14 protein-coding genes and 1 pseudogene are annotated in these 16785 nt (G+C 73.3%); 6 read left to right on the plus strand and 9 right to left on the minus strand.

All coding sequences use genetic code 11. From position 1 onward, the window contains the following. The 4 genes from ABD296_RS11790 to hsaA are packed head-to-tail and all read right to left on the minus strand — an operon-like array spanning position 1 to position 4524. Positions 1–1149 (minus strand): Rieske 2Fe-2S domain-containing protein, encoded by a 1149-nt coding sequence (locus tag ABD296_RS11790; RefSeq protein ID WP_344264889.1) that lies wholly within the window; start codon positions 1147–1149, stop codon positions 1–3. Continuing rightward, complete coding sequence (locus tag ABD296_RS11795; RefSeq protein ID WP_344264891.1) at positions 1146–2858, minus strand: FAD-dependent oxidoreductase; 1713 nt, start codon at positions 2856–2858, stop codon at positions 1146–1148. Before ABD296_RS11795 ends, ABD296_RS11790 begins: the two co-directional genes overlap by 4 nt. 14 nt (positions 2859–2872) lie before the next feature. Next, positions 2873–3361 carry a flavin reductase family protein gene (locus ABD296_RS11800; RefSeq protein WP_344264893.1) on the minus strand — a complete coding sequence of 163 codons (489 nt, stop codon included), beginning with the start codon at positions 3359–3361 and terminating at the stop codon, positions 2873–2875. After that, positions 3358–4524: a 3-hydroxy-9,10-secoandrosta-1,3,5(10)-triene-9,17-dione monooxygenase oxygenase subunit gene (hsaA, locus tag ABD296_RS11805; RefSeq protein WP_344264895.1), complete on the minus strand. Its 1167-nt coding sequence runs from the start codon at positions 4522–4524 to the stop codon at positions 3358–3360. Before hsaA ends, ABD296_RS11800 begins: the two co-directional genes overlap by 4 nt. A gap of 148 nt (positions 4525–4672) precedes the next feature. On the opposite strand from hsaA, the gene ABD296_RS11810 reads away from it, so the two are divergent. Next, complete coding sequence (locus ABD296_RS11810) at positions 4673–5461, plus strand: IclR family transcriptional regulator (RefSeq protein WP_344264897.1); 789 nt, start codon at positions 4673–4675, stop codon at positions 5459–5461. A 112-nt stretch (positions 5462–5573) separates the two neighbouring features. Continuing rightward, positions 5574–6500 (plus strand): annotated as a pseudogene (locus tag ABD296_RS11815) (tyrosine-protein phosphatase). A gap of 75 nt (positions 6501–6575) precedes the next feature. Here ABD296_RS11815 and ABD296_RS11820 read toward each other — a convergent pair. Together ABD296_RS11820 and ABD296_RS11825 are read right to left on the minus strand one after the other, a co-directional pair. After that, on the minus strand, positions 6576–7310 hold the full coding sequence (locus tag ABD296_RS11820; protein ID WP_344264900.1) for a glucose 1-dehydrogenase: 735 nt from the start codon (positions 7308–7310) through the stop codon (positions 6576–6578). Beyond that, complete coding sequence (locus ABD296_RS11825; RefSeq protein ID WP_344264903.1) at positions 7307–8446, minus strand: LLM class flavin-dependent oxidoreductase; 1140 nt, start codon at positions 8444–8446, stop codon at positions 7307–7309. The genes ABD296_RS11820 and ABD296_RS11825 overlap by 4 nt, the downstream gene beginning before the upstream one ends. 98 nt (positions 8447–8544) lie before the next feature. Between ABD296_RS11825 and ABD296_RS11830 the strand changes: the two genes are divergently transcribed. Continuing rightward, a complete protein-coding gene (locus tag ABD296_RS11830) occupies positions 8545–9177 on the plus strand; it encodes a PadR family transcriptional regulator (protein ID WP_344264906.1) in 633 nt (210 codons plus the stop codon). Positions 9178–9205: 28 nt separating this feature from the next. Here ABD296_RS11830 and ABD296_RS11835 read toward each other — a convergent pair whose 3' ends face one another. Then, a complete protein-coding gene (locus ABD296_RS11835; RefSeq protein ID WP_344264909.1) occupies positions 9206–9727 on the minus strand; it encodes a flavin reductase family protein in 522 nt (173 codons plus the stop codon). A 117-nt stretch (positions 9728–9844) separates the two neighbouring features. Here ABD296_RS11835 and ABD296_RS11840 point away from each other — a divergent pair, with 117 nt between their 5' ends. Beyond that, positions 9845–11434, plus strand: a complete 1590-nt coding sequence (locus tag ABD296_RS11840) for a FadD3 family acyl-CoA ligase (RefSeq protein ID WP_344264912.1) — start codon at positions 9845–9847, stop codon at positions 11432–11434. Here ABD296_RS11840 and ABD296_RS11845 read toward each other — a convergent pair whose 3' ends face one another. After that, complete coding sequence (locus ABD296_RS11845; protein WP_344264915.1) at positions 11435–12055, minus strand: PadR family transcriptional regulator; 621 nt, start codon at positions 12053–12055, stop codon at positions 11435–11437. Positions 12056–12164: 109 nt separating this feature from the next. Between ABD296_RS11845 and ABD296_RS11850 the strand changes: the two genes are divergently transcribed. Continuing rightward, positions 12165–12923, plus strand: coding sequence for a glucose 1-dehydrogenase (locus ABD296_RS11850; RefSeq protein WP_344264918.1), 759 nt, complete (start codon positions 12165–12167; stop codon positions 12921–12923). A 2-nt stretch (positions 12924–12925) separates the two neighbouring features. Further along, entirely contained in the window at positions 12926–13867 is a 942-nt protein-coding gene (locus ABD296_RS11855) for an alpha/beta hydrolase (protein WP_344264921.1), read from the plus strand. Between the two features lie 16 nt (positions 13868–13883). Here the strand turns inward: ABD296_RS11855 and ABD296_RS11860 are convergent, their stop codons facing one another. Further along, positions 13884–16670: a bifunctional glycosyltransferase/CDP-glycerol:glycerophosphate glycerophosphotransferase gene (locus ABD296_RS11860; RefSeq protein WP_344264924.1), complete on the minus strand. Its 2787-nt coding sequence runs from the start codon at positions 16668–16670 to the stop codon at positions 13884–13886. Positions 16671–16785 lie beyond the last annotated feature (115 nt).

Genomic DNA, 16785 nt, shown 5'->3' on the forward strand with positions numbered 1-16785 from the left:
CTAGGCCCGCATCGACTCGGGGATCGCGGAGAACGACACGCCGTTCGCCACGTTCTCGGCGACCTCCGTGCGCCAGTTCTCCACGGCGCGGGAGGTGTCGATCTCGAACTCGAACCGGTCGGTCATCTCCGGCGTGACGTCCTCGACGTCCACGTAGAACTGGTCGTACCAGCGGCGCAGCTGGTACACGGGGCCGTCCTGGTCGCACAGCAGCGGGTTGTCGATGGCGGTCTTGTTCTTCCAGATCTCGACGTCCTGCATGAAGCCGAGCCCGACGCCTTCGGCGACCTGCGCGGCCGTCGCGTCGGCCTCCTCGGCGGACATGCCGGGGAACTTCTTGACGATCACGCCCCACTGGAGCATGAACGAGGTCGGGCTGATCGGGTAGTGGCAGTTGATCAGGACGGTCTCGACCGTCATGTCCTCCGCCTCGTTCCAGAGGTAGTCGATCATGTAGGACGGGCCGTAGTAGGCGGCCTCGGACTTCTGGTCGATCTTCTGCGGCGGGCCCGGGACGAACCCGAGGTAGGCGTCGTCGCGGGACGTCCCGTCGAAGTACTGGGCGGCGACGTGCCCCTCGAAGACGTTCTTGAAGTAGGTCGGCAGCGCGTAGTGGATGTAGAAGAAGTGCGCCATGTCCACGACGTTGTCGACGATCTCGCGGCAGTGCGAGCCGTCCACCCGCAGCGTGTTCCAGGTCCAGCCGCTCCACTCGTCGCTGAAGGCGCCCTCGATCCGCGGGATCGTCACCTCGGGCGGCGGCGGGTTGCCCTGCGGGTCGTTCCAGACGAACAGCTGCTTGTTCTCCTCCAGCACCGGCCACGCCCGGGTCCGGGCGCCGCGCGGCGCCCGCTTGGCGTAGGGGATGCCCGCGCACTTGCCGTCGCCGCCCCAGCGCCAGTCGTGGAACGGGCAGGCGATGGCGTCGCCCTTGACGGTGCCCTGGGTGAGGTCGCCGCCCATGTGGGGGCAGTAGCCGTTGAGGACGTTCAGCTCGCCGCTCTCGCCCTGGAACACGACGAGTTTGGTGCCGAACGCCTCGACGGCGTGGGGCTCGCCGTCGCGGAACGCGTCCGCCAGGCCGAGGCAGTGCCAGCCCCGGGCGAACCGCTCCGGCGGCGCTGCGGCCTCGATGACGCGGTGGTTCATGATGTGCCTCCTTGCGTGGCCGGCTCGTCGCCGGCGGCCTGGACGGTGGCTGCCCGGGTGGCGATGTGGGTGGCGATGTGGGTGGCGGCGGCGTAGCCGAACGTCATGGCGGGCCCGATGGTGGCGCCGGGGCCCGGGTAGGTCTCGCCGGTCACCGCCGACGAGCAGTTCCCGGTGGCGTACAGGCCCTCGATCGCGGACCCGTCCGCGCGCAGCACGCGGGCGTCGGCGTCGGTGACGAGGCCGCCCTTGGTGCCGATGTCGCCGGGGACGACCGGGACCGCGTAGAACGGGCCCTTCTCCAGCGGTGCGAGGTTCGGGTTCGGCAGCGTCGGGTCGCCGTAGTAGTTGTCGTAGGCGCTGTCGCCGCGTCCGAAGTCGGCGTCCTTGCCGGCGCGCGCGAACTCGTTGAACCGTTTGAAGGCCGCTTCGAGCCGGCCGGGCGGGACGCCGATCTGCGCGGCCAGTTCGGCGGGCGTGTCCCCCGTCTTGAGGAAGCCGCTCTCCCGCCACTTCTTCGGGAACGGCTGGCCGGGGAACAGCCCGACGAACACGTAGCGGGCCTTGGCGCGCGCGTCGATGATCATCCAGGAGTCCATCGCGGGCATGCCGCGCTCGTACATCCGGTCGACGAACTCGTGGTAGGGCAGCGACTCGCGCGCGTACCGCTCCCCGGTCCCGTCCACGATCATCATGGACGGGATGGCGCGGTCGGCGACGAGGAAGAACAGCCGGCCGTCGGGGGTCGGGACGGACGGCGCGCCCCACACCTTGCCCATCAGGTCGGTCGCGGCGCCGAGGCTCTGCCCGGCGCGGAGCGTGTCGCCGGTCTGCCCTTCGGCGGCGTGCGTCCACTCCGTGCTGGTCGGGGTGGGGAGGTACTGCTCGCGCAGCGCCTGGTCGTGGGAGAACCCGCCCGCCGCCAGGACGACGCCGCGCCGCGCGCGGACCGTCACGTCCCGGCCGCCGCGCCGGACCGTGACCCCGGTGACCCGGCCGTCCTCGACGACCAGGTCCTGGAACGGGCTGGACAGCCACAGCTCGCCGCCCGCCTCGGCGAGGGAGAGCCGCAGCCGGGCGATCAGCGCCTCCCCGAGCGACAGCAGCCTCCGGCCGGTCAGCAGGGCGCCGACCGCGCGGAGGCCGACGCGCATCGCCGTCCGCTTGCCCTTCCACGTCCGGGTGACCATGTTGAGCTTGCCGAAGTCGGCGGACGTCATCGTCATCCCGTACGTCGGCAGTCCGGCGCGGCGCATCCTGGCGAACTCGGGGCCGAGCTTGCGGCCGTCGACGATGCACGGCTCGACGGAGCGGCCCTCCGGCTTCCCGCCGGGCGCCTCCGGGTAGTAGTCGGAGTAGCCCGGTGTGTACTCGAACCGCACCCAGCGCGTCCGGTCGCGCAGGAAGCGCAGCATCTCGGGGCCGCGCGTCAGGTAAGCGTGCTTGCGCTCGCCCGGTACCCGGTCGCCGACCGTCGCGTCCATGTAGGCGCGCGCGTTCTCCAGGGTGTCGTGCCGGCCGGCCTCCTCCAGGTAGAGGTTGTTCGGGATCCAGACCGCGCCGCCGGACAGTGCCGTCGACCCGCCGTACCGGTCGGTCTTCTCCACCACCAGCGCGGTCAGGCCGTGCGCCCGGGCGGTGACCGCCGCGGTGAGCCCGCCCGCGCCGGAGCCGACCACCACGACGTCGTACTCGTGTTCTGCTTGCATGGGTCCCTTCTCGGCTAGTGGAAGGCGCCGGCGGCGTACCCGCCGCGGAAGTACAGCAGCGGGCCGTGGTCGCGCCGTTCGTGCAGCTCGCGGACGGCGCCCACCACGATGAGGTGGTCGCCGGCCTCGTGGACGTCCTCGATCGCACAGTCGATCGCGGCGAGCGCCCCGTCAAGGTGCGCGGTGCCGTGCGGCGAGGCCGTCCAGCCGACGCCGGCGAACTTGTCGGCGCCGCTCACCGCGAACGCCCGGCACACCTCCCGCTGGTCCTCGGCGAGGACGTTGACGGCGAAGCGGCCGGTCGCGGCGATGCGCGGCCAGCTCGTGGACGTCCGGGCCACGCAGAACATCACCAGCGGCGGGTCCAGCGACAGCGACGCGAACGACTGGCAGGCCAGGCCCGCCGGCCGCCCGTCGGCGTCCACGGACGTGACGACGGTGACGCCGGACGCGAACCGGCCGAGCACGTCCCGGAATCCGGCTGCGGAGTCCGGGCCGCTCATATCATCGTGTCCGTCACCTCGAGGCCCAGCGCGCCCATGCCGTACAGGGTCAGCGCCCGCTCCGGGTCGTTGACGGCGTGGACGCGCCCGGCGTGCGCGTCGCGCCAGCCGCGCTGCACCGGGTGGCCCTCCTTGAGCGCGTGGCCGCCCGCGTTCTCGAACAGCAGGTCGACGGCGCGGATCGCGCGGGCGGTCGCCATGACCTGGTCGCGGCGGGTGCGCAGCCGCAGCTTCAGCGAGTACTCCTCCCCCGCCTCGGCCGCCGCCATGAGCTCCCGGATGTTGCGCTCCATCAGCGTCCACGCGGCGTCGATCTCGCCGGCGGCGGTGGCGATGCGGACCTGCGCGTGCGGGTCCTCGGCCACCTTCTGGCCGCCGTAGGAGACGCGGATGCGCTCGCGGGTCGCCTTCAGGTAGGCGTCCAGCGCGCCCTGCGCGATGCCCGCGATCGGCATGCTGATCGTCGTGGAGAGCACCGCCGCGAACGGCAGCCTGTACAGCGGCGCCTTGTTGACCTCGTGGCCGGGGCAGGCGCAGGCGGAGGTGTCGGTGAAGCTCAGCGTCCGGTGCTCGGGGACGAACGCGTCCTCGACGACGATGTCGTTGCTGCCGGTGCCGCGCAGCCCGATCGTGTGCCACACGTCGTCGATCCGGTAGTCGGCGCGGGGCAGCAGGAACGTCCGCATATCGACCGGGTTGCCGTCAGGTCCTGGGACGAGCCCGCCGAGGAACACCCAGTTGGCGTGGTCGCAGCCGGAGGAGAAGCTCCACCGGCCGCTCACCCGGAACCCGCCGTCCACCGGCGTGATCTTCCCGGTCGGCGCGTAGGACGAGGAGATCCGCGTGTTCGGGTCGGCGCCCCACACCTCCTCCTGCGCCCGGACCGGGAACAGGCCGAGCTGCCAGGGGTGCACGCCGACGACCGAGGCGACCCAGCCGGTCGACCCGCAGGCCGCGGAGATCTCCCGGACGGCCGTGTAGAACGTGACCGGGTCGGCCTCGTGGCCGCCGAACGCCTTCGGCTGCAGCAGCCGGAAGAACCCCGTCCCGGCCAGCTCCTTGATCGTGGACTCCGGGACCCGGCGCGCCTCCTCGGCCTCGCCGGCCCGTTCCGCGATCGCGGGCACGAGGTCGCGCACCGCCTCCAGAACCTGCTCGCTCATGCTCGCTCCTCGCTCGGACACTCGTCTCCCGGATCGCCGTTCCGGGTGATCCGGCTCACCCGGGAGTTGCGTGCACGCTAGGCATGGTGTTCCAATTAGAAATAACGACTTCCCGCTGAGCGGGAGACAAGCCGGGAGGAATCAGCCCATGCCGGCACCCGCCGCGGCGACCGAGCCGCCCCTGGAGACCTCGATGCTGGCCCGTGCGGCGCGCATCCTGTACTCCTTCACGAGCACGAGCCCCGAGCTGTCGATGAGCGAGGTGGTCCGGCGCACCGGGCTGCCCCGGTCGTCGGTGCACCGCATCCTCGACCAGCTCGTCCAGCTGCGCGCCCTGGAGCGGACCGGGTCGCGCTACCGGCTCGGCCTCGGCCTGCTCGAACTCGGCGCGCTCGCGGTCCACCAGAACCGGCTGCGCGAGACGGCCCTTCCGCATCTGCGCCGGCTGCACGAGGCGACCGGCGCGCTGGTGCACCTGGCCGTGCTGGACGGCCCCGAGATCGTCTACCTGGAGAAGATCGGCGGCGGGACGGAGGAGCGCGTGCCGTCCCGGCTCGGCGGCCGGCAGCCCGCCTACTGCACCGGCGCGGGCAAGGCGCTGCTGGCGTTCGCCGGCGAGGACGAGCTGGCCGAGACGCTCGCCGCCGGGCTGCCCGCCCGCACCAAGTTCACGATCACCGACCCCGGCGCGCTCCGCCGCGAGCTGGCCTACATCCGCGACCACGGCGTCGCGTTCGACCGCGAGGAGGGGCACCGGGGCGTGTCCTGCGTCGCCGCGCCGCTGCGCGACGCCACCGGGCGCGGGGTCGCGGCGATCTCCGTCTGCGGGCCGCCGGCCCGGATGGACGCGCGCCGGATCGTCCCGCCGCTGCTCACCACCGCCCGCGACGTGTGGCGGGCCCTGTTCACCGCGGGCCCGCACCCGCGGCTGCGCTGACTGGAGGCGGTCTCCCGCTCATCGGGAAGGCGCGCAAGCGCGCGCGGCAGGGGTTCCTACGGTGTGAGCCACCTCTCACCCCCTTCCAGGAGGATCCCCATGCCTTCGATTCGTGGCGCGGGCGTCGCCGCGCTCATCGCGGTCGGCGGCCTGTTCGCCTCCCCCGCCGCGGTCGCGGCGGGGCCCCCCCCCCCTCCCCCGCCCCCGCGCGGGGGACGGGCCCCCGCCCGTCCCGGCGGCCGTCGCGCAGGCGCGGGACGCGCTGCAGGGCACCGTCAACTTCCGCGACCTCGGCGGATACCGGACGGTGTCGCACGCGCGCGTCCGGTCCGGCCTCGTCTTCCGGACCGACGCGCTGAACCGCACGACGGACGCCGACCTCGGCGCGCTGGCCCGGCTCGGCATCCGCGAGGTCGTGGACCTCCGCACGCCGGGCGAGGTCGCGGGCGACGGCGCGGACCGGCTGCCGCCGGGGCTCTCGGCGACGGCCCGGCCGATCTCCGACACCGGCATGTACGCGGCCGTGAACGCCGCGATCGGCTCGAAGGACCCCGCGAAGCAGGAGTCCGTGCTCGGCGGCGGGCGCGGCGCGGAGATCATGCGCGTGCTGTACCGGAGCTTCGTCGGCGACGCCGGCTCCCGCGCGGCCTTCGGCCGGACGCTGCGCGACATCGCCGACCGGTCGCGGACGCCCCTGGCGTTCCACTGCACGAGCGGCAAGGACCGGACCGGTTGGACGAGCTACCTGCTGCTGCGCGCGCTCGGCGTCCCGGACAAGACCGCCCGGTACGACTACCTGCTGTCGAACGACTACCGGCGGGACGCCGACGCTGCCACCCGCGCGCAACTGAAGGCGGCCGGGTACATGCAGGATCCCGACCTGCTCGTCCCGATCTAGGAGGTGCGGGCCGACTACCTGGACGCGGCGCTCGACCAGGTCCGCCGCTCCTACGGCACGCTCGACCGCTACCTGCGCGTCGGCCTCGGCATCGACGCCCGCACCGAAGCCCGCCTGCGCCACCAACTACTCGCCCGCTAACTGCGTTGAGTTGCGGCGAGTCGTCGTCATGACGCTGCTCATAACGACGACTCGCCGCAAGTCAACGAGAAGGGGTCAGCCGGTGCTCAGGCCGCCGTCCACGGCGAGTTCGGCGCCGGTGATGTAGGCGGAGGCGTCCGAGGTGAGGAAGAGGACGAGGCCCGCGACGTCCTCGGGGATGCCCGCCCGGCCTAGTGGGACGCGTGGCGCCTTTCCGGCGCCGCGTTGCACGCCGATGCTCGCGATCATCGGGGTGTCGATCACGCCGGGATGGACGGAGTTGACGCGGATCCCGTCGGCGCCCAGGTCGAGCGCGGCCGACAGGGTCAGGCCGCGCAGCCCGAACTTGCTGGCGCCGTAGGCGGAGTGGCCACGGATGCCGCGCAGGCCGGCCGTCGAGGAGATGTTCACGATCGAGCCGCCGCCTCGTTCGCGCATCGCGGGCACCACAGCCTGGATGCCGAGGAACGGGCCGACGAGGTTGACCCGCAGGATCTCCTCGAAGTTCTCGCGGGTCTCCTCTGCGACCGGGGTGGTGCGCCAGATGGCGGCGTTGTTGACCAGCACGTCCACGCCGCCGAACGCCTCCGCGGCGACGGCGACGACCCGCTCCCAGTCGCCGACCGACGTCACGTCGTGCCGGACGAACCGGGCGGCGTTCCCAAGGGACTCCGCCACCGCCGTGCCCTCGGCTTCCAGGACGTCGGTGAGCACGACACGGGCCCCTGCCTCGGCGAACATCCGCGCCTCGGCCTCGCCCTGCCCGCGCGCGGCGCCGGTGACGATCGCGACCTTCCCGTCGAGCCTCATCCGCGGGACCCGGACCGCTCGGCGGCGCGGAAGTGCGGGATGACCGTCTCGCCCCACTGCCGGATCGTCTCCATGCACACCTCCTGCGGGACGGTGCCCATCTGGATCAGGCACATGATCTCGTCGACGCCGATGTCGGCGAGCCGCTGGACGTACTCGATCGCGTACTCGGCGGTGCCGTAGGCGTGCTCGGCGTTGAAGGTGCCGGTGTCCTGCGGGCGCGCCGGGATGTTGGCCTCGTTGAGCTTGGCGACCAGCGCCTCCTTGTCGCGGGCGAGCGCGGCGATGTTGTCGTCGTCCTCGGTGTCCTCGGCGGGGGCGGGGCCGTGGCCGTACCAGTGCGCGATGGACTCGGCGAAGAACCGCTGGCCGCGCGCGCCGATGCGCAGGGCGCGGTCGCCGTCGTCCAGCACGATCGTCGGGCACAGCGCGACGAACCTGTCCGTGGTCTCGGCGGTGACGAGCCGCTCCGGGGTGCGGGTGCGGACGGTGTCCCAGTAGAGGCCGTACATCTCCTTGACCTCCTCGGGCCCGGCGAAGCCCATCACCAGCGCGCCGACGCCGAGCGCGGCGGCGAGCTTGACGGTGTCGCGCTTCGAGCAGGCCATGTAGAGCGGCGGGTGCGGCGTCTGCACGGGCCGCGGCAGGATCTTCGCCGGGCCGACGTCCAGCAGGTCGGTGTGCCAGTCGACCTCGTCCTTGCGCCACGCGTTCGCGAGGAAGCGCAGCGACTCCTCCATCTGCGGGTAGGTCGTGGACGGCTCGACGCCGTACATCCCCATCTCCATCCGGGTGGAGCCGCGCCCGCCGCCGACGTCGAGCCGGCCGCCCGACAGCGCGTCCAGCATCCCGACCCGCTCGGCCACCCGGACGGGGTGGTTGTAGTTGAACGGCATGCAGACCACGCCGTGCCCGATGCGGATCCGGGACGTCCGCGCCGCGACCCAGCTGAGGAAGATCTCGGACGCGCTCATGTGGGCGTAGCGCTCCAGCCCGTGGTGCTCCACGGCCCAGACGCGGTCGAAGCCCATCTCCTCGCCGTAGACGGCCTGGTCGACGCTGTCGAGCAGCAGCTGCCGCTCGCGCTCGGGGGTCGGCTTCGCCAGCTGGGCCTCGAAGATCATCGAGAACTGCATCGGGGTCCTCCAGTATTCCGGTTCGAAATATTCCTAACAGATATATTGCTGTGCCGCCACATGACCGTCCGGCATGCGGCGGCCAGTACGCTGGCTGGGTGAGCGACACGGCACCGAACGACAGGGCAACGCGCGGCACGGGGAAAGACAGGGCGGCGAAGGACGGGACGCCGAACCTCCCGCCGACCAGCTGGGCCGTGCTCGGGCTGCTGTCCTTCGGCGAGGAGCTGTCGGGCTACGACCTGAAGAAGTGGGCCGACTGGAGCCTGAAGTTCTTCTACTGGAGCCCCTCCTACAGCCAGATCTACGGCGAGCTGAAGCGGCTGGAGAGGCTCGGGTTCGCCACGTCCCGCGTCGAGCTGACCGAGAGCACCCGGGGCAAGCGCGTCTACGCCATCACCGAGGAGGGCATGGCCGCGGTGTCGCGCTGGGCGCGCGAGGCGCCGGTCGAGCCGCCCGTCCTCAAGCACGGCGTGATGCTGCGCACCTGGCTCGGCCACCTGATGGAACCGGCCCGGCTCCGCGAGATCCTCGAGCAGCACGGCGACTACGCCGAGAAGATGAGCCGGCGTGCGGCGGGCGACGCCGGGGGCGCCGCCGAGGTCGCCGAGTGGGCGTACCCGGAGCTGGTGCTGCGCTGGTCCCAGCGCTACTACGAGGCCGAGCGGGAACTCACCCGCCAGATGCTCGCCGACCTGGACGAACTCGCCGCCGAGTCCGCGAAGCACTAGCACCGGGCGACCGACTGGTCCGCCGCGCTCAATCCGCGAGCGCATGGCCGAAGGCGCCGCGGAAGAACAGCAGCGGCCGGGCGGCGCGGCCGGCGGCCAGGTCCCGGACGCGGCCGACCACGATGGCGTGGTCGCCGCCGGGCAGCTCCCGCTCGATGTCGGCCTCGATCCAGGCGAGTGCGCCGTTCAGCAGCGGCGAGCCGCCCGGGCCCGGCGTCCAGGCGACACCGGCGAACTTGTCCCGGCCCGCCATCGCCCGGCACAGCTCGCCCTGGTCCGCGGCGAGCACGTTCACCGCGAACCGGCCGGCCGAGCGCACGCGCGGCCAGGTGGTGGACGCCACGCCGGGGCAGAAGCAGACCAGGGGCGGGTCCAGCGAAAGCGACGAGAACGACTGGCAGGCCATGCCGACCGGCTCGTCCCCGTCCATGGCCGTGACCACCACGACTCCCGTGCAGAACGCGCCGAGGACGCGGCGCATCCGCTCCCCCGTCACCGGGCCCGTGCCCGCGCGTGCCGCCGTCTCGTCCCTCACCGCGTGCGCCGCCATGCGCCCTCCCCATGCATCGAACCGATATATTTCTAATAGAAACATTCCGATTAGAAGCATCCCTGTGGTTCCATGTCAAGGCGCCCGGCTCCCCGTCCGGCCCCGAAGGAGCAGTCCATGCCGCCCGACCTGCCAGCCGACCCGGCCCCCGCCACGATCCCCGCGCTCGTCCGGCACGCCGCCCGCCTCCACGGCGACCGCGAGGCGCTGGCGGCCGAGACCGCGCAGGGCCCGGTCCGGCGGACGTTCGCGCAGCTCGGAGCCGATGTCGAGGCGTCGGCGCGGGCGGCGGTCGGCGCCGGTGTCCGGCCCGGCGACCGGGTGGCGATCTGGGCGCCCAACAGCGCGGAGTGGATCGTCGCGGCGCTCGGGCTGGTGAGCGCGGGCGCGGTGCTGGTGCCGCTCAACACCCGCTACCGGGCGGCCGAGGCCGCCGACATCCTGCGCCGCAGCCGCGCGACCGCGCTGTTCACCGTGCGCGGGTTCCTCGGCAACGACTACCCGGCGATGCTGGCCGCGTCAGGCGCCGACCTGCCCGATCTGCGCCTGGTCGTCCTGCTGGCGGGTGAGCCGGACGGGACCGCCGTGAGCTGGGCCGACCACCTCGCGGGCGGCGCCGGCGTCAGCGCCGGCGAGGCGCGCGAGCGGGCCGGCGAGGTCCGTCCCGACGACGTCTGCGACATCGTCTTCACCTCCGGCACCACCGGACGGCCCAAGGGCGCGATGTCGACGCACGGGCAGACGCTCCGGGTCTTCGAGGCCTGGAGCGAGGTCGCCACGCTCCGGCCCGGCGACCGGTACCTGCTGATCAACCCGTTCTTCCACACCTTCGGCTACAAGGCGGGCGTGCTGGCGTGCCTGCTGAACGGCGCGACGATGCTGCCCGAGGCGGTGTTCGACGCGGAGCGCGCGGCCCGCCGGCTGGCCGATGAGCGGGTCACCGTCCTGATGGGCCCGCCGACGATCTTCTCTTCGCTGCTGGCGCTGCCCGGCCGCCCGCCGCACGCCCTGCGGCTGGCGGGGACCGGCGCGGCCGACGTGCCGGTCGACCTCGTCCGCCGGATCCGCACCGACCTCGGGGTACCGGACGTGTTCACCGCGTACGGGCTGAGCGAGGCGTGCGGCGTGGCGTCGGTCTGCCCGGTGGACGCCGACGCCGAGACCGTCGCGCGCACCACCGGCCCCGCGCTGCCCGGCACCGAGATCCGGATCGCCGGGGCGGACGGCCGGCCGCTGCCGCCCGGCGAGACCGGCGAGATCCTGGTGCGCGGCTACAACGTGATGAAGGGCTACCTGGACGATCCGGACGCCACCGCGCAGGCGATCGGCTCCGGCGGCTGGCTGCGCACCGGCGACTGCGGACGCCTGGACGAGCGCGGCTACCTGACCGTCACCGGCCGGCTCAAGGACATGTTCGTGGTCGGCGGCTTCAACGCCTACCCGGCGGAGATCGAGAGCGTGCTCGTCCGGCATCCGGCGATCGCGGACGCGGCGGTCGTCGGGGTGCCGGACGCGCGGCTCGGCGAGGTCGGCGCGGCCTTCCTGGTGCCCCGGGACGGCGAGGAAATCGACCACGACGAGCTGGCGGGCTGGCTGCGCGAGCGGCTCGCCAACTTCAAGGTGCCCCGGCACTTCCACGTCGTCGGCGAGCTGCCCCGCAACGCGAGCTGGAAGGTCGTCAAGCAGCGGCTGCGGGAGCGGGCGTGATCAGCCGGGGGCCTGCGTGGGAGTGCCTGCCGGCGGGACGGCCCGTCCGGACGCGAGCAGTTCGTCCAGGTCGGCGAGCATCTGGTCGGCCAGGTCCCGTTCGGCGGCGTAGTAGCGGGTCGCCCACCGCGCCACCAGTTCGGGGTAGGCCCAGCCGGAGACGGACGCGGCGTACGTGCGGGAGTACTCCGCCTCCTCCAGCAGCCGCTGGGCGTCGTCGCGGTGCTCGGTCACGATCTGCCGCAGCCGCTCGGGGGTGGCCAGGTGCCCGAGCCACACGCGCAGGGCCGTCCCGTGCTTGAGGACGGGCGGCTCGACCGGCGCCCGCTCGACCCAGCCGGCGAGCGCGTCGCGTCCGGCCGGGGTGATGGTGTAGACGCGCCGGGACCGGCCGTCGGCGGCCGTGCCCATGTGGGACTCGGCGTATCCGACGCGCTCCAGCCGCTTGAGCTCGGTGTAGATCTGGCTCATCGCGGGGCTCCAGTAGAAGAACCGCAGGATGTGCTCGGCCCACTGGCGGATCTCGTAGCCGGTCAGCCCCTCGCCGAAGGACAGGATGCCGAGCACGGCCCAGGCCGTGGCGGGCAGCCGTTCACCGGACGGTTCGGAGGGGAGCGCCATGGCGCCCAGCGTAGCCATCCGCGGGCGTCCGGCACGTCACACCCCGACCAAGATGTTCCAAATTGGAATATGTTGTGAAGAAAGCGCACGTCAGAGCAGGGAGAGAATCATGTCCGGACTGCAGGACAAGGTAGTGATCGTCACGGGCGGGGCCCGGGGCCTGGGCGCCGCGGCCGCCGCGCGGATGGCGCGGGACGGCGCGAGGATCGTCGTCACCGACCTGCTGGAGGAGCCGGGCACCAGGACCGCGGCCGAGGTCGGCGGGCTGTTCGTCCGGCACGACGTCACCGACCGGGACGGCTGGCAGGCCGTCACCGCGGCGGCGCTCGACGCCTACGGCCGGATCGACGGGCTGGTCAACAACGCCGGCATCGCGTCGAACTCGCTGATCGAGAACGAGTCCCCGGAGTACTTCGAGAAGGTGCTCAAGATCAACCTGTTCGGGGTGTTCCTCGGCCTGCAGGCGGTCATCGAGCCGATGAGGGCGGCGGGCGGCGGCTCGGTCGTCAACATCTCCTCCGCCGCCGGGCTGACCGCGCTGCCGCTGACCTCGGGCTACGGCGCGTCCAAGTGGGGCGTCCGCGGCCTCACCAAGATCGCCGCGACGGAGCTGGGCCGGCACCGGATCCGGGTCAACTCGGTGCACCCCGGCATGACCTACACGCCGATGACCGCCGAGCACGCCACCCCGGGCGAGGGCGGCTTCCCGCTGGCCGCGCTCGGCCGGGTCGGCGTGCCCGAGGAGATCGGCGAGGCGGTGTCCTTCCTGATCTCGGACGCGGCGGCCTACGTGACCGGCGCCGAGCTCGCGGTGGACGGCGGCTGGACGGCCGGCGAGGTCGTGATGATGGCGCAGGCGGCCGGCTGACCATGCCCCTCGACCCCCGCGCGCAGAGGATCGCCGCCGCGATGACGGCGGGTTTCCCCCCGATCGGCGCCGAGGTCACCGATGCGGCACAGGCGCGGCGGCTGCTGGCCGCCGCGCCCGGCCCCGACCTCGCACCGGTCCCCGTCGCCCGCACGGAGGACCGCGTCCTGGATGGCGTCGGCCTTCCCGTCCGGATCTACTGGCCGGACGGCGCCGCCCCGCACCCGATCACCGTGTTCTTCCACGGCGGCGGCTTCACCCTTTGCGGGCTGGACAGCCACGACCGCTTCTGCCGGATCCTCGCGTCCGGCGCCGGCACGATCGTGGTCTCGGTCGACTACCGGCTGGCGCCCGAGCACCCGTTCCCCGCCGCCGTCGAGGACGCGCGGGCCGCCGTGGTCTGGGCGCACGCTAACGCGGCGGTGCTCGGTGGGGACCCGGACCGGCTGGCGGTGGCGGGCGACAGCGCGGGCGGCGCGCTCGCCGCGGTCGCGTGCCTGGCCGCCCGCGACCATGCGGGGCCGCCGATCGCGTTCCAGCTGCTGGTCTATCCGGTGACCGAGGCCGGGCAGGACACCGCGTCCTACCGGGAGCACGCCGAGGGCGGGTTCCTGACGGCGGCGCACATGCGCTGGTACTGGAAGCAGTACCTCGCCGACCCGTCAGACGCGGACCACCCGTACGCCTCACCGTTGCGGGCCCCGGATCTGTCCGGTCTGCCGCCGGCCTTCGTCCTCACCGCCGAGTGCGATCCCCTGCGCGACGAGGGAGAGGCGTACGCGGCGCGGCTGGCCGAGGCCGGTGTCCCGGTGAAGGTCCGCCGGTTCGACGGGGCCTTCCACGGTTTCTTCGGGCTCGACCACGTCCTTCCCGTCGCCGTCGAGGCCCGCCGCGCGACCACGGAGGCGCTTCGCGCCGCGCTCGGCACCGCCCCGCCCCCGTGACCGGTGGATCGCGCGGTCATCGCCCGCCACCGGTGAAGAACCGCTCGACGATCGCCTTGCCGGCGGTGCCGGTGTCGTACTCGCCGTGCCGCTCGGCGAACCGGCGCCGGGCGGCGGCGTGCTCGCGGCGGACGCCGTCCAGGTCGGCGAGCACGTCCAGCAGCACGTCCTCGTCGGTGACGACCGGGCCGGGCTCCGGGGCCGGAAGGCCTGCGCGGCCCGTGGCGTCCGGCGTATAGAAGATCATTGGACGGTCCAGCAGCGCGTAGTCGAACAGGACCGGCGAACGGTCGGTGACCAGCGCGTCCGACAGCAGCATCAGCAGCGCGACGTCGTGCACCGCGCCCGCGTCGATCACGGCGCCGTCCATCCCGGGCGGGACCACGGCGGTGCCGGGGCCGGGGGCGCGGACGAGCAGGACGTGCGAGTCGCCGAGTTCCCGGGCGAACCGTTCCAGCGGGAACGGGACCTCGAACGGCCTGGCGGGCCGGCCGTCCTCACCGGGGCGGAACGCCGGCGCGTACAGCACGACGGAACGGCGGTCGCCGGACAGCCCGAGGCGCCGCCGCACCGCGGCCGTCTCGTGCGGGTCGCCGCCGTTGATCAGCGGGTCGTTGCGCGGGCAGCCGGTCCGCAGCGGCCGGGCGGTCGCGCCGGGGCCGCCCGCCGCCGCGCGGACGTCGTCCTCGGACCGGACGACGAAGTGGTCGGACCGGTCTTCCCCGGCGCCGGGCTCGGCGGGCGGCTCGTCCAGGCCGGGCGGTCTCGGAGCCGGGCCCTGCGTCTGGATATAGGTGGTCTGCGGGCGCTTCCTCAGCTCGCCGGACAGGCTCCGGTCGTCGATCCAGAACTCGGCGCGGGCGAGCGCGCGGTAGTAGGCCCAAGATCCGCGCTTGACCAGCAGCGCCTCGTCAGGGAAGCCGCGCCGGGCGTCGCGGTAGGACCAGATCGCCCGGTAGGGGGCGCCGCTGTCGCGCAGCGCCCGGTAGATGTACTTGGGGTCGCCGCAGTAGCGGGCGCCGAGGCGGCTCTCGAAGACGACCGTGCCCTTGCGCACCGGCAGCCGGACCAGCACCCGGTTGAACACGGCGATCTTCGTCCGGCGGGCGGTGAACCGCTCGCGCAGCCTGCGCTCGGCCCGGACCGCCCGCCGCCACCAGCGCCGTCCGGCGCCCGTGCGGGCCACCCGGCGCAGCGCGGGCAGGGTGACGCGGGCGGGCCAGCGCCCGGCCTCCACCCGCAGTGCGAGTTCGCCGGTGGCGGCGACGTAGGCCTCCAGCCGGTCGCCGGCGGCGCGGGTCAGGCGGGGGCGGACGGGGACGGCGAGGTCGCAGTGCGCGGTGCCCTCGGAGGTCAGCCGCACCTCGACCGCGGTGTCGCCGGCGGTCAGCCGCAGCCAGAGCGCCCACGTCTGGTCGACCAGGCCGATCGGGCGGATCACATGGGAAGGGAAGAACACCGTCTCCCACGCGATCCGGCCGTTCTCCCGGCGCACGGTCGCCGGCACGCGGAACGCGCGTCGGGGCCGGCGGCGGTCGCGGATCTCCAGCCGGCCGCCCAGCTCGGCGTCCTCGGGGATCCGGCCGAGCGGGTTGACGACGGTGCCCGACATGCGCAGGGCCTTGCCGTCGCGCCGCATCGCGGTGACCCGTCCGCCGAGCACCAGGTCCCCGAGCGGCGCCGAGTGGACGCCGAGGCCGGTGATGTCCAGGACGCGGCGGGCCGACTCGGTGCCGAGGTGGTCGCGGGTCCAGTAGATCCGCCCGTCGCGTTCGGCGGGCGCGATCGACAGGACCGGCCGGCCGCCGCCCTTCGGCGCGTGGTCGGCGGCGGCGAGCGCCGCCTCGATGTCGCCCTCGCGGATCATCAGCGCGGCGATCGCGGGCATCTTCTCGGCGGCCTCGAACACCGCGTCGTCCAGGCCGGCGAGGTAGGGCCGGGCCAGGCCGGCGAACGCCTCCCGGTGCCAGGGGTCGCGGCTGCGCATCTCGCGCAGGTAGAGCAGCAGGTCGTGGTTGACGAACTTGACGTCCTTGACCAACGCGATCTCGTCCGCGCCGTGCGCGCGCAGCGCCGCGTCGATGCGCCGGTGGATCTCCAGCCGGTCAGCGAAGTTGCTCAGCTCGGCGCGCCGGTTGGTGATCGAGAGGGCACCGCCGCGCGGGTCGACCAGCCAGTTGTAGACCCGGTGCGGGATGACCGCGATCCGGTCGGCGCCGAGGTAGGCCTGGGCGCTGAACAGCAGGTCCTCGTAGTGCAGCCGGTCGACGAACCGCAGCCCGGCGCGGTCGAGGAACGCGCGCCGGTAGCACTTGTTGGTCGCCAGCGTGTCGTAGAGGAGGTCGGGGTTGTCGAGGATGTCGTCGTAGACGGCGCTCTCCCGGTACAGCCGGGGGTACCAGACGTGCTCGCGGTCGGGCAGGACGCGGACGCAGCGGCCCGACACCAGGTCGGCGCCGGTGCCGTCGGCGGCGGCGACCATGTTCCGGCAGGCGTGCGGGTCGAGGGTGTCGTCGCTGTCGAGGAACATCACGTACCGGCCCTTGGCGTGCCGGAGGCCGATGTTGCGCGGCCGCCCGCAGCCGCCGGAGTTCACCGGGAGGGTGAAGCCCCGCACCCGGTCCGGGGCCCGGGCGGTCAGCCGGGCGGCGACCTCGGGCGTCGCGTCGGTGCTCGCGTCGTCGACGATCACGACCTCGACCCCGGGCAGCGACTGCCCGAGCGCCGAGCGGACGGCGCGGGGCAGCCGCGGCGCGTCGTTGTAGACGATCACCACGACGGTCACGTCGGGTTCGGGTGGCATCGGCCCCACCGCCCTCGTTCCTCGTCCAACACCTACTACCGCGATAGTAAAAGTCTGGGGGTAATCGGAACGTAAGCGCCGGGCGCCCCTCGCCCGGCCTGGGGATATACCCCGA

The sequence above is a fragment of the Actinomadura napierensis genome (genome assembly GCF_039529375.1).
Lineage (GTDB): Bacteria > Actinomycetota > Actinomycetes > Streptosporangiales > Streptosporangiaceae > Spirillospora > Spirillospora napierensis.